Here is a 13,019-nt window from a genome sequence, read left to right as displayed (position 1 = left end):
AATCCCTGCAAAAATCTACTTTTTTCAAGTTAAAACTTATACTTTACGCATTTTCTTTTTGAAATTCTTTTATTTTATTATTTAACTTTGTAGGAAACGGCACATCAACTTCAATTGCTTCTTTCGTAATTGGATGCAAGAAATTTATCTTCATCGCATGCAATGCTTGACTGGACATATATTTTGTTTGTCCACCATATAATACATCCCCAACTAGTGGATTACCATTATGACTCATATGAACACGAATTTGATGTGTTCTACCCGTTTCTAATTGTAACGTTACGAAAGTCGTGTTTTGCTTCTTAAAATACTTTTCTACTTTATAATATGTGATAGCTTGGTCACCTTTTGGAGAAATACGACGCCTTGTAGCATGATGGCGATCCCTTCCGATAGCAGCATCAATCTTTCCTTGTTTCTTCTTTACTTTCCCTTCAACGAGCGCTGCGTACGTTCTTTTAATTTTTCTTTCCATTAATAGACGATCCATAATTGCACCAGCAATTCTATGCTTAGCAAACACGACACCACCTGTCGTATCTTTATCTAAACGATGAATATGACGCACCTTCGTCTCTAAACCTTGCATTTGAAAATGAAAAGCAACAAGATTTGCAAGCGTCCCGGTTCCACCTTTTTCAGCAGGGTGTGTGTCCATTTGCTCTGGTTTATTTACGATAAGTACGTGATCATCTTCGTATACTACATGTAATTCACCATATTCTGGATCTACACCGTACTCTTCCTCCGCAAACATATGGACTTGTAACTTATCGTTCTCTTTTAAAAGCTCATTCCATCTTCTTTGTTCCCCGTTAACTGTAACACCTTTTTCCATACGAAGCTGATGTAATAGCTTTTTCGGTATTTCCCATTCTACTTTTAATACCGATTCAATACTTATACCATTCCATTTAGCTGGAACGATAATTTCACACCATTCGCCCTTTTTCTTTGTTTCCATACTGTTTATCACCTTATTTCTATTGATTCTCTCATTGTAACGGAAAACACACTTTGATGCACTGCCAAAAATAGAGGACAGTCTTATAATAGACTGCCCCTCAAGCTCTAAGTCTTTTCATTTCTAACAATACTTCTTCAGCTTTTTGTTCATACGATAAATCTTTAAAGAAATCCGCCAACCTTTTATAATCATTGTAAGCATCTAATAAATCGTCCATCTTTTCTATTTTCATCACTTGTTGTTTTTGTTTCATTTTTACTGGATAGCGATAACCTGATACTTCTTGTATTTTGTAATACTCATCCTCTACTTGAACGACCTTTACAAGTTCTTCCTCTTCTGCATCCATCGTATACCCGTCAAATTCTCTAAGTAGTTCATAAATGATATGAGTCCATTCATCTTTTGGATAAAATCCTTTTTCTAACCGATAACCGACAATGCGATACATATGCCCATCGTTCTCGGCAAACTGTACTGTATCATTTAACTTAAACTTAAAATAACGAAACATTGCCTTCACCTACTTATTATGTAATGTTCTTATCACATACTATTTGCAAAATGTAGGCTTTGCTATTCATAAAAAATGCTCATCAATATGATGAGCATTTTTTATGATGATTTTTCTCGTTTTTTTCGAAATGGTAACCACCAGTTCCAGTCTCCAAATAACTTCATTAAGCTTGGTACGAGCATAAGACGAATAATTGTTGCATCAAGAAATATTGCTAATGCAACGCCAAGCCCCATCTGCTTTACTGGTAAAATATCAGTAAATGCGAATGCACCAGTTACAACAATCATTATTAAAGCAGCTGATGTAATGATTCTACTTGTTGAAACGAGCCCTTCTAACGTTGCTTGATCGTTATCTCCTGTTTCTTCATAGAGCTCATGAATACGTGAAATAAGAAATACTTCATAATCCATACTAAGCCCAAATACGAGGCCAAAAATGAAGATTGGTAAGACAAACAGAACCGGACTCGCTTCTAAACCGAAATGACCACCTTCAAATAACCAAACAACAATTCCAATGGTTGCACTTAAACTAAGTATATTCATAACAATTGCCTTAATTGGAATGAGTATAGATCGGAATGCAAATAATAATATAACAAAGGTCGATCCAAATATAACAGACATACCAATTACAACTTTATCTTTAATTTCATCTTCTAATTCTTGTTGAAACGTCGTCATTCCGCCTAGATAATACGTAACATCCGTTTCTTTATAGTTCTTTTTAAAGTCACGTACCCACTGTTTTGCAGTCTCTGTACGTGGTTTTGTTTTCAAAAAGATTTCTATCGTCGTCTTATTCCCTTGCGTGTATGCTTCAAATACAGGAGTTAGTTTCGCTGATTCTGGCGACTGCAATATTCCAACAACTTGATCTGCTTTCATTCCAGTTAACCCGTCGTATAAACTTCTTACTTCATGTACTTTCTTATCATCTTTTAACTTTTGAACGACTTCTTCTATCTTTTGTAGACTTTCTTTTTCTTTCATATCTTTTTTCGTCTCTACAACTAACGTAACATCAGCGTGTGTTTTGAAAGTTTCATTAAATGCTTCTTCATACTTTTCATATGCAATCCTTGTATCACTCTTTTCAGGTAAAGCTTCAACACCAGGGAACTGCAAATTCGCTGTACGTAATGGTAATAAGCAAATAACAATAAATGTTGTAACAACAATAATCATTGCAATTGGATGTTTCATCACAAATTGTGCAAATTTACGCCATGCTTTTGCCGGCGTATGTGCTACTTGATTCTTTTTTAATATTCTTTTACCTATTAACGATAATAGTGCTGGAAGAAGTGTGAGTGAGAATAAAATGCTCATAATGACAACAATCATTCCGCTAATCGCGACAGATTGAATATAATCTATCTTAAAGAAAAACAAACCGGATAACCCAACAAATACGCATAATCCTGAAAATACAATCGCACGTCCTGCCGTTTGATATGTAATTGCTATCGCTTCTTTTACCGTTCGTTTAGCAACTTCCTCTCGAAAACGGTTCACAAATAATAGCGCAAAATCAATAGATAATGCAAGTCCAATCATCGGTGCAACGTTTAACACGAAAATAGATAGTTCTTTATCAACACCGATGAAATACAATATCCCCATCGTACTAATAACACTAAGCGCCCCATTCAAAATCGGTAAAATTGATGCCAAAAGACTACCAAACGAAAATAGTAATACAAGAAACGCAATTGGTAATCCAATCATTTCTGCTACTTTTAAATCATTTTGCGTTCTTTCATTAATCTCTTGATTAATTTTCGGAAATCCTGTAGGTGTTACTTTTAATGCTACATTACTTTCTTTCTCAATCTCATCAGCAAATTGTAATGTCTTTTCCATTCTTTCTTTATTTGTTTTCCCGGAAAATAAAATTGTCGCATAACCGATGTCATCTTGTAGCATTTCTTTATTTTGGATTGGGTGATGGAAAGATTCATAGCTCTCTTTCTCTTGAACATTCTTTACAATTTCATCTATTCGCTTTTTAAATTCCTCATGCGAAGCATCTTTATTTTTCTCAAAAACGAGCAGAAGCGTATCTTGAGACTTCTTAAAATCTTGATCTAAAATTTCTTTTGTTTTTTGATAGTCGCCTGCCGTTTGGAAACCGTCACCACCTAATACTCCCGGTAGCTTTGGAGCAAAAATCCCAAGTGCGATTGCGAGCAACAGTAACGCTAGAATTACTGTATAACGAAACTGATACAAAAAGGCTCCTAACTTCCCCCACTTATCAACTTTATGTACGTTTGTCTTCACACATTTTCACCTACTTTAAATAATTCAATTGTCACTTATACTGTATCACATCTTGATATAAACAAAAAACGTCTGGAAAAACTATAATAATAGTTTTTCCAGACGTTTTTCTATCTCTCTTTATTAAGCCCTAATCTCTCAGTAAGTAAACGATGGTAGTAAATCGCGATAATTAACAAAATACCACCTACGCAGTAACCAGCTAAAATATCAGTTGGGTAATGTACATTTAAAATGACTCTACTTAATCCAATCGATAGAATTACTATACCCATCAAAATCGTTGTGACACATTTCCCAGCTACGCTTTTCAAATTAGCAGCAATGATATAAGTAAGAAATCCAAATGTCATAATCGATAGCATTGCATGTCCACTAGGAAAACTATATCCAAGTGCATCTAGCGCTTCATTTAATGACGGACGTTCTCTCTTTACAATCTCTTTTATCCCTTTATTCACAAGATGTGTTATTAAAATTCCCATTGGATATACAATCATCGCAGCATAATAACGCTTCTTCCAAAAAACAAGCAAGCTTATAACGAGCGTAGCGACTATCCCAATTGCTGATCCCAATTTTGTAAAGTACGAGAAAAATATAAGAGAACTTTCCGTTTGTAGCCCTCTTACTAATCCACGGACATATGTATCCATCACTGTAACGCCACCTGCATGTACGCGCCAAGCAACAATACCAAATACAGCAAATAACAAACCGATACACATTACCTCATACTGATGTAACTTCTTATTCAAACGATTTCCTCCTACTATGAAAAAATGCGATTTCTACTTTAGAAACCGCATTTCCTTACTTATTTACCTTTTGTTTTTAGCTCTGTCCAGTAACGATCATAGTCTTTTAACTTATCGTCTACATCAACAAGCCATTCTGTACGATCTAACTCTTCTTTCGTTAAGAAAATCATGTGATTATCACGGTATTCTTTACTATGAAGAGGATGAGCTTTTTCATTTGGATTACTGTAACCAATTGACTCGTAGTTTTTCACACTTACTTTTTCATCTAGTAAGTAGTTCATAAATTTCTCAGCAAGCTCTTTATGTTTTGCACCTTTTGGAATTGCTAACGTATCAGCCCAAATTGTGCCGCCTTCTTTCGGTACAACATATTCTACATCTTTATTATCTTTTGCGATAAATGCTGCATCTCCAGACCAAACTGTTCCGATCCAAGCATCTTCTGTAATGAATTTTTGTTTAATGTTATCTGTATCAAATGCTAATAAGTTTGGAAGCAGCTTCTTTAAATCATCTGCTGCTGTCTTTAATTGTGCATCGTCTTTCGTACTGTTTGAGAACCCGTGCTTCTTAAGACCCACTCCTAATACTTCACGAGAATCGTTCAGTAACGTTACATGTCCTTTATATTTCTCATTCCATAAGTCCGCCCAGCTTGTAGGTGCTTCTTTCACATACTTTTTATTGTATGCAATCCCTGTTACACCCCAAGTGTACACTAAAGAATATTTATTCTCTGGATCAAACGCAGGTGTTTTGAAATTAGAAACCATATTTTCGATATTCGGGATATTCTTTTTATCTAACGGCGCTAATAAGTCCATTTTCGCCATTGTTTTAACCATGTAATCCGACGGCTGGATTAAGTCATACTTTGCGCCACCAGCTTGTAATTTCGCAAGCATTTCTTCATTACTTGCGTACTTGTCATAGTTAATTTTCACATTATATTTCTTTTCAAAATCTTTTAGCACTTGCTCATCAAAATTGTCAGCCCAACTATAAATATTTAATTCTTCTTTCTTTTCACCACAACCAGCAAGCACACCAGCAACAAGGCTAAAACTAATTGCTGCGCCAGCTATTCTTTTCATTAATTTCATCGGTTTATTACCCCCTTGTACTTTCTATATCGTTCGTATTATAAAGGAAGGTGTCCTCCAGAGTTTTCTTCACCATCTGCACCTTTGTTCCGGAAGATTTCAGATAGAACCATTAATCCTACGATAGCAACAATTAAAATTGTAGAAAGAGCATTAATTTCTGGTGATACTCCGCGCTTAACCATACTGTAAATGTATAGTGGCAATGTTGTTGATCCTGGTCCTGATACGAAGAAACTAATTACAAAATCATCAATTGATAATGTGAATGTTAATAATGCTGCCGAAATAACTCCCGGTGCAATTGCTGGGAACGTTACATAACGAAACGTTTGCCAAGGCGTTGCTCCTAGATCATTTGCAGCTTCTTCTAAGTCACGTCCCATACTTGAAAGACGCGCAGCTAAAATAACAACAACAAACGAAATACTAAATGTAATATGTGCAATAATAATCGTTGTTTGTCCAAGTTCCATTCCTAACTGGCTGAAAAGAATTAGTAAAGATAATCCCATTAAAATATCAGGAATTAAAATTGGTAAATATACAAGGCCATTAATAGCCCCTTCGAAACGATATTTATAACGATGTAAAGCAATTGCAAAGAATACACCAAGTACCGTTGTCACAATCGTTGTTATAACTGCAATCGTAATACTATTTACAAATGCATCAATAACATCTTGTTTTTGAAATAAATCTGTATACCAATGGAATGTAAAACCTTCCCACTCCGCATTAATGCGAGAGTCGTTGAAAGAATAGACCATTAAAACCATCATTGGAAAATACAAGAATAACAAAATTAACCAAGAATAAGAAACTAAAAACTTCTTCATCTTTGCCTATTCCCCTCCGTTCTCATTATATTTATATACTTTCGTTGCACGATAATATAAGTAAATTAACAGAACAGAGAATAGAACAACGATAATCGATAACGCAGATCCAAACGGCCAGTCACGTGCACCTAAGAATTGATTTTGAATAACGTTTCCGATTAATGCTACTTTCGATCCGCCCATCACGTCTGATACAACAAACATTCCGATAGAAGAAACGAATACTAAAATAGAACCAGTCGCAATTCCTGACATCGTCATCGGCACTGTTATATTCCAAAATGCCTTTATTGGTGTTGCTCCTAAATCATAAGCCGCTTCTAGCTTACGCTTATCCAGCTGCTCAATTGCTGCATACACTGGTAAAATCATAAATGGTAATAAAGAATAGACCATTCCGAGTATTACAGAAGGAGTATTATATAATAAATTTAACGGTTCACTAATAATGCCAAGCTTTAATAACAACGTATTCACAAGACCTTGTGAACGTAAAATAACAATCCATGCGTATGAACGAACAAGAAAGTTAATCCAAAACGGGATCGTTGCCAATAATAAAAGAATAGAGCGGTATTTGCGGTCAACAATTGTAATTGTATACGCAAACGGATAGCCAATTAATAAACATATTACTGTTGTAATAACTGCGATTTTAACAGTTTCCCATAACGTTCCTAAGTACAATGGATCAAACACACGGGATATATTCTCCAGCGTAAATTGCATTTCTACTGTCCCGTAAGCTCCGCGCTGCATGAAGGCGAATCCTAATACGAATACGAGCGGGGTTAGGAAGAAAATTAACAGCCACGCGACTGTAGGTAGTGCGAGTAATTTCCCTTTTTTCAATTTAAGGTCACCTCGTCCTCTTGCTCCCAGCCTACATATACATTATCTCCAATGCTCCACTGCGCTGCCTCTTCAGCAGTTTGATATGCCATTAGTAATTCTGATGTTTTCTCATCACGTACATAAAGCTTCTCCATATTTCCGACAAACTCGATATCTTCAATATGTCCAAGATGGTATTCTTTTAAAATTGACTCTTCAACCGAACGTACTTTTACATTTTCAGGGCGAATTGCTACATAGCCTTCCCCGTTTTTCACAATATTATTTTCACCGATGAATGTCGCAACGAACAATGTTTTCGGCTTATTATAAATTTCTTTCGGTGTTCCGATTTGTTCGATATGTCCTTTATTCATAACTACAATACGATCGCTCATGCTCATTGCTTCTTCTTGATCGTGCGTTACGTATATGAACGTAATTCCTAAATTACGTTGTAAGTTTTTCAATTCACGTTGCAAGTCTTTTCGTAACTTAAAGTCAAGCGCTCCAAGTGGCTCATCTAATAGTAATACACGCGGATTATTTACAATCGCTCTTGCAATTGCAACACGCTGCTGTTGTCCACCAGAAAGCTTCGCAGGTTTACGATTACGGAACTCAAGTAACTGCGTTAAACGCATTGCCTCTTCAGCACGCTCTTTCTGCTCTGCTGCTGATACTTTCTGCATTTTCATACCAAAACAAATATTCTTCTCTACTGTCATATGTGGGAATAGTGCGTAATGTTGGAACACTAGGTTCATATGACGCTTATATGGCGGCAAATCGTTAATTCTTTCATCATCTAATAAAAGATTCCCTTTAGTTGGAGTTTCAAATCCTGCGATCATACGAAGTAAAGTCGTTTTCCCGCAGCCACTCGGCCCTAAAATTGTTAAAAACTCTCCCTCTTTAATATCTAAAGAAAGAGGTGGGATAATCACTTGATTTCCAAAATGTTTTTCAACTGCTTCAACTTTAATAATCTTTTTCATTTTCCCGTCCTATCTACCTTAAATTTTTAATTTTTATATTCATGAATAAATATTTATGTTCTATAGACTATTTTTTGTTTCGATCCAAACAAAAATGGTTATTTAACAAGCGTTCGTTTCTATTCTTTATGTAGTATGTTGGATTCATTTTCACATGATACATAACGTCGAACAGAAAAACCCCTTCCATTGCGAAGGGGCTATTATCATACGGCTACGCCTACTGATAAACACCATCATCATTTTAACAACTTTCGTATGAATTTTAAAGCACTTTTTGTAGAAGAGTAACGAATTTTCATGTCGAATGCTGTAGATTGGCCTAAAATGCTTTTATAATGTGAAAAAGTCCGAAAACTTTCTTTCCCATGATAACCCCCTAATCCACTACTTCCAACACCACCAAAAGGTAAATATGGCGTGGCAAGATGATAGACAACATCATTTATACAGCCTCCACCATATGAAATATTACACGTCACTTTCTTTTGTACTTCTTTATCTTCAGAAAATACATATAACGCTAACGGCTTCGGATGTTGCTGGATTGTGCCAATTACATCTTCTATGTTGTCGTACTCTATGATTGGTAAAATCGGACCAAAAATTTCATCTTCCATAACAGTATCTTTCCATGTAATATCCGCTAGTACTGTCGGTTCAATATGTAATGTATCTTTCTTATAGTTTCCACCAATTACGACTTGACCATCTTGTAAAAATCTACATAATCGTTCAAAATGACGCTCACTTACAATACGCACATAATTTTCATTTTGCAAAGGTTCTTTACTATACTGCTCTGTAATTTCATGTCGCAGTGCCTCAATTAGCTTTTCTTTCACGGAAGAATGCACATACATATAATCAGGCGCTACACACGTCTGCCCTGCATTTAAAAACTTACCCCAAACAATTCTTCTTGCTGTCATCTCTATCTTTGCATCTTTATGTACAATACAAGGACTTTTCCCGCCAAGTTCTAAAGTGAGCGGCGTCAACTGTCTCGCTGCTGCTTCCATTACAACTTTTCCAACTCCAACACTACCAGTAAAGAAAATATAATCAAACGGTTCCCTCAGCAAAGATGTACTCTCTTCAACGCCACCTTCTACTACCGCTACAAGCTCTTCTGGGAATAATTCATCTAACATTCTCTTAAGCACTTTTGAAACGCTTGGCGTTAACTCTGACGGCTTTAAAACGATTGTGTTTCCAGCTGCCAGTGCTCCTACAAGTGGTGCAATTGCTAATTGAAAAGGATAGTTCCACGGTGCAATAATAAGCGTCACACCATACGGTTCTGGCACTACTTTTCCTTTTGATCCAAAATGAGTGAGTGCTGTTCGAACTCGTTTCGGTTTACTCCACGATGACATATGTTTCAATTGAAAGGAAATTTCTTTTAATACATATCCAACTTCCGTTGTAAACGACTCGTGAACTGACTTATTTAAATCTAATTTCAATGCCTGAAATATTTCTTCTTCAAAACGCTGAATGCCTTCATAAAGCTTCTTCAAATTATTCTTTCTCATTTCGATGCTTCTCGTATGCCCTTTTAAAAAATATTCCTTTTGCCTACTTACAATAGAGGAAATACTCATTCACTCACCTTCTCCCACTATTTTTATCCAATTCTTTCATTATTTATATAGACTTCATATATAACAAATCTCTATTCTTAAGGTTACATTATATATGACTTTTTCAGCTATATAAAATTCATTGCTCACAAAAAAACTACCGAAAGAAAATCTCTCGGTAGTTTTACTGTATTAACGATATAAACGAACAGCACCTGCAGAATTATCATCAGCTTGTCCTACTACTTCAAATTTCAAACCAAGCTTCGGTAAAATACGTCCTGCATCTGGAATCTGTTGATTAATATACGTTTTAGAATCATCAAACTTTGGTACGCCTGCTAAGCCATCATACGTAAATGTTCCACGCGTTGGAGATACGACTTTCCAAGCTGGCGTTTTGTCGAATGAGAACGCTGCATCAGCGATTTGGAATCGTGTACTACTCTTAACTGTTGGTTTACCATTTAAAGTACCAACAATTGCTTCTGGATGAGAATCAACTACACCAAGGAAACCGTGTCCTGGATGTACACCAACCCAGTTATCTGTATAAGCTGAATCTGCATACCATACAACCATACCAGTGTTAAATACTGGACCGCGAGCAAATTTCAACGCGTTATCTGCCCCAGCATAGTTTCTCCACTCAACATAGTAGTTATGTTTTTTCTTCTCTGTTCCGTTAGATACAACGAAACCATCTAATTTTAATTGTGGTGTACCTTCTGCGTCATCAGAGAATACTACTTTACCATCTACTGTTAATGAAGCATTATCAAGAGCGAATCCATTTAATGCTAAACCACCATCAGTAATGTAATCAAATGTTAATTTTACTTTCTTGCCTTTGAATTGACTTAAATCATATGATTTGTCAATCCATTTTCCATTTGTCGAATCTGCATTTCCACTATTTGCTTTCTCACCAAGTCTTTCAATTAACGTTTGTTGACCATCTTCCGTTACAGCGTGTACTTCAAGGAAATCATACTCTGCTTCAATTTCATATAATGATTTGAAGTCAAATTTTGCAGTCGTTGCATTTGTTAAATCGAACAGTGGTGTTTCCATCTTCGTATGAAGATCATCACCTTTTGTGCTGTAGTAATACTGTTTTCCAAATGCCGGCTCAATTGTTTTTATATCTTTGTCTGGTAAGTTAACACGAATCATACCCGGACGGTTAGATTTCGTAACACTTTGATCCAAATATGTCGCTAGACCGATACCTTTATTTAATTTCTCGTAATCTACTTCTACGATATTTGCCCAGTTACCACCGATTGTTTTTTGGAAAAACTCTTTATTTTGTGGTGAGAAACTCGTTGGCGTCGTTCCAGCGATTTTACCAGCCCAGCTTCCGCCACTCATAATAGACCAAGCTTCAATCGGCTCACCTTGACCACTATATTGTGTATCATACTCATCTGGAAGACCTAAATCGTGACCATATTCATGTGCGAATACACCAACCGCTCCATCTTCTGGTTCAATTGTGTAGTCGAATGCTGCCATCTTTCCACCCCAATATGGTACTTTCGCTTGTGTACCTTCAATTGGGAATGGCTTTGGTCCAACTGTCCAACGGTGCGACCAAATTGCATCATCGCCTAATTTACCACCGCCTGCTTCTTGTCCAACACCCGCATGAATAATCATTAAGTGATCGATTAAACCGTCTGGTTGATTTTTATTTCCATCACCATTTACATCGTATTGATCAAATTGGTCGAACTCTGATAAATCAATACCACTATCTACAGCTGCTTTTAAAGCATCTTTTACTAAATCACGTGGCCCTTTTGGTCCTTTATTATCATGGCCGCCGCTAGCAGCATCTGCACCGTAATCAGCCGCCTTACCAGGAACTGTTAACCATTTTGTAACTGTTCCGTCCACTGTGTAACTACCACCAGATTGCTCTTCGTAATATTGTTTAAACGTTTCGATTTTACTTCCATCATCTAATGTGAATGGCTCGTTGCCGAATAACATTTTTTCATAATGTTCTTTATTAAAATCGTTAGAATACATATATCCAGGCTCTTTGTCGATATTATTATGTTTAAAGTCAGCGTACTCTACAAGTAAAACGAGTACTTTGTCTTTACGAACTTCACCGTTATAGTCTTTTTGTTTCGCTGGAGAAGTTGGTACTTTACCATTTAGACCGCCTTTAACTGGGCCTGTCGCTGCAGGTGTGCCTGTTGCTGGTTGATTTAATTTTTCTTTCGTGTCTGCTTTCGCATCTTTCACTTTCTTTAAAAAGTCGGATGCATCTTTCGTAAGTTGGTCCCCATTCGCTGCTTCTTTCCCAGGATTTTCACCCTTTTTGTTCTCTACATACTTTTCGACTGCTTTCTTTGTTTCTGTCTCTGAAGCCTTCGAATCAATTACCCCACGTTTTTTTAATGCATCTGCTAAACGTTCTTCCGGAATTAAATGATCATCAACTGGGCTCGTAGCTGTTTTATTCACAGGCGTTTCAGCATATGCAGATTGAGTGCCAGCTCCGAATGAAAGGCCTAATACAGCTGTCAATGCGATTGATGACAAAACTTTGAACGGTTTCTTGTTCATCCCTTATTTCCTCCCCTAATAAATAATATGTATTACAAATTGAATTTTATTAAAAATTCAATATTTTTTCAATATTTAGTCATATTATGTAATGTTTTTAATATATTTGTAAAAATTTCATAGTTAGCATACGAATATATCACAATTCAACAATGTTTTCTGAAAATATTGAAAGTTTTTATCGAACAATTTATAATTTCCATAGAGGGAGTTTAATGGGGATTTTATCTTTGTTTCATCTACACAATATTTGATAATTCACTATATAAAACACAAAAGCGGATTGCATTATCACGTATTCTGTAGCAGCAATTATGACCGATAATTAGGGAGGAATTACATTTGTACAAAGATAAGACAGACGCACTGGATCAAGAATGGATTGATTTAATACTTGAAGCTCTAGATGCTGGTATCGCCATGCAAGACATCGAGCAATTTTTCCAACGTATGAAGCCATCCAGTCAGGCTCAATAGGTTTGTTCTTTTTAACGAAGTTTATGTTATAATAATGACATCATAAGACAACTA

At 36.1% G+C, this 13,019-nt stretch carries 11 protein-coding genes; 1 reads left to right on the top strand and 10 read right to left on the bottom strand.

The genetic code is table 11. The features are described 5' to 3' along the window. Positions 1-43: 43 nt before the first annotated feature. From MHB52_RS07115 to inhA1, 10 genes are all read right to left on the bottom strand, one after another. Positions 44-967 carry an RluA family pseudouridine synthase gene (locus MHB52_RS07115; protein ID WP_000448321.1) on the bottom strand — a complete coding sequence of 308 codons (924 nt, stop codon included), beginning with the start codon at positions 965-967 and terminating at the stop codon, positions 44-46. A gap of 100 nt (positions 968-1,067) precedes the next feature. Next, positions 1,068-1,484, bottom strand: a complete 417-nt coding sequence (locus MHB52_RS07110; RefSeq protein ID WP_000490301.1) for a hypothetical protein — start codon at positions 1,482-1,484, stop codon at positions 1,068-1,070. 101 nt (positions 1,485-1,585) lie between these two features. After that, positions 1,586-3,778 (bottom strand): MMPL family transporter, encoded by a 2,193-nt coding sequence (locus MHB52_RS07105; RefSeq protein ID WP_044795464.1) that lies wholly within the window; start codon positions 3,776-3,778, stop codon positions 1,586-1,588. A 110-nt stretch (positions 3,779-3,888) separates the two neighbouring features. Beyond that, on the bottom strand, positions 3,889-4,536 hold the full coding sequence (locus tag MHB52_RS07100) for a phosphatase PAP2 family protein (RefSeq protein ID WP_001035521.1): 648 nt from the start codon (positions 4,534-4,536) through the stop codon (positions 3,889-3,891). A 59-nt stretch (positions 4,537-4,595) separates the two neighbouring features. Next, positions 4,596-5,645 (bottom strand): spermidine/putrescine ABC transporter substrate-binding protein PotD, encoded by a 1,050-nt coding sequence (gene potD, locus MHB52_RS07095; RefSeq protein ID WP_000772485.1) that lies wholly within the window; start codon positions 5,643-5,645, stop codon positions 4,596-4,598. A gap of 38 nt (positions 5,646-5,683) precedes the next feature. Beyond that, positions 5,684-6,484, bottom strand: coding sequence for a spermidine/putrescine ABC transporter permease PotC (gene potC, locus MHB52_RS07090; protein WP_000714192.1), 801 nt, complete (start codon positions 6,482-6,484; stop codon positions 5,684-5,686). A gap of 6 nt (positions 6,485-6,490) precedes the next feature. Then, the gene (potB, locus tag MHB52_RS07085; protein WP_000715501.1) at positions 6,491-7,339 is read right to left on the bottom strand and encodes a spermidine/putrescine ABC transporter permease PotB; all 849 of its coding nucleotides are present in this window, start codon (positions 7,337-7,339) and stop codon (positions 6,491-6,493) included. Continuing rightward, the gene (potA, locus tag MHB52_RS07080) at positions 7,336-8,319 is read right to left on the bottom strand and encodes a spermidine/putrescine ABC transporter ATP-binding protein PotA (RefSeq protein WP_000720336.1); all 984 of its coding nucleotides are present in this window, start codon (positions 8,317-8,319) and stop codon (positions 7,336-7,338) included. The genes potB and potA overlap by 4 nt, the downstream gene beginning before the upstream one ends. Positions 8,320-8,558: 239 nt before the next feature. After that, complete coding sequence (locus MHB52_RS07075; protein WP_061662865.1) at positions 8,559-9,926, bottom strand: aldehyde dehydrogenase; 1,368 nt, start codon at positions 9,924-9,926, stop codon at positions 8,559-8,561. Positions 9,927-10,097: 171 nt separating this feature from the next. Then, positions 10,098-12,488, bottom strand: coding sequence for a M6 family metalloprotease immune inhibitor InhA1 (gene inhA1 / locus MHB52_RS07070; protein WP_016117439.1), 2,391 nt, complete (start codon positions 12,486-12,488; stop codon positions 10,098-10,100). 342 nt (positions 12,489-12,830) lie between these two features. Here inhA1 and MHB52_RS07065 point away from each other — a divergent pair, with 342 nt between their 5' ends. Next, the gene (locus MHB52_RS07065; protein WP_000276219.1) at positions 12,831-12,965 is read left to right on the top strand and encodes an anti-repressor SinI family protein; all 135 of its coding nucleotides are present in this window, start codon (positions 12,831-12,833) and stop codon (positions 12,963-12,965) included. Positions 12,966-13,019: the final 54 nt, after the last annotated feature.

The sequence above is a fragment of the Bacillus sp. FSL K6-0073 genome (assembly GCF_038006085.1).
GTDB classification, from domain to species: domain Bacteria; phylum Bacillota; class Bacilli; order Bacillales; family Bacillaceae_G; genus Bacillus_A; species Bacillus_A cereus.
This window is presented reverse-complemented; position numbering and strand designations above follow the sequence as displayed.

Excerpts from the sequence above, each read along its gene's own strand:
- MHB52_RS07115 (WP_000448321.1), bottom strand. The coding sequence starts at position 967 with ATGGAAACAAAGAAAAAGGGCGAATGGTGTGAAATTATCGTTCCAGCT.
- MHB52_RS07110 (WP_000490301.1), bottom strand. The coding sequence starts at position 1,484 with ATGTTTCGTTATTTTAAGTTTAAGTTAAATGATACAGTACAGTTTGCC.
- potD (WP_000772485.1), bottom strand. The coding sequence starts at position 5,645 with ATGAAATTAATGAAAAGAATAGCTGGCGCAGCAATTAGTTTTAGCCTT.
- potC (WP_000714192.1), bottom strand. The coding sequence starts at position 6,484 with ATGAAGAAGTTTTTAGTTTCTTATTCTTGGTTAATTTTGTTATTCTTG.
- potA (WP_000720336.1), bottom strand. The coding sequence starts at position 8,319 with ATGAAAAAGATTATTAAAGTTGAAGCAGTTGAAAAACATTTTGGAAAT.
- MHB52_RS07075 (WP_061662865.1), bottom strand. The coding sequence starts at position 9,926 with ATGAGTATTTCCTCTATTGTAAGTAGGCAAAAGGAATATTTTTTAAAA.
- inhA1 (WP_016117439.1), bottom strand. The coding sequence starts at position 12,488 with ATGAACAAGAAACCGTTCAAAGTTTTGTCATCAATCGCATTGACAGCT.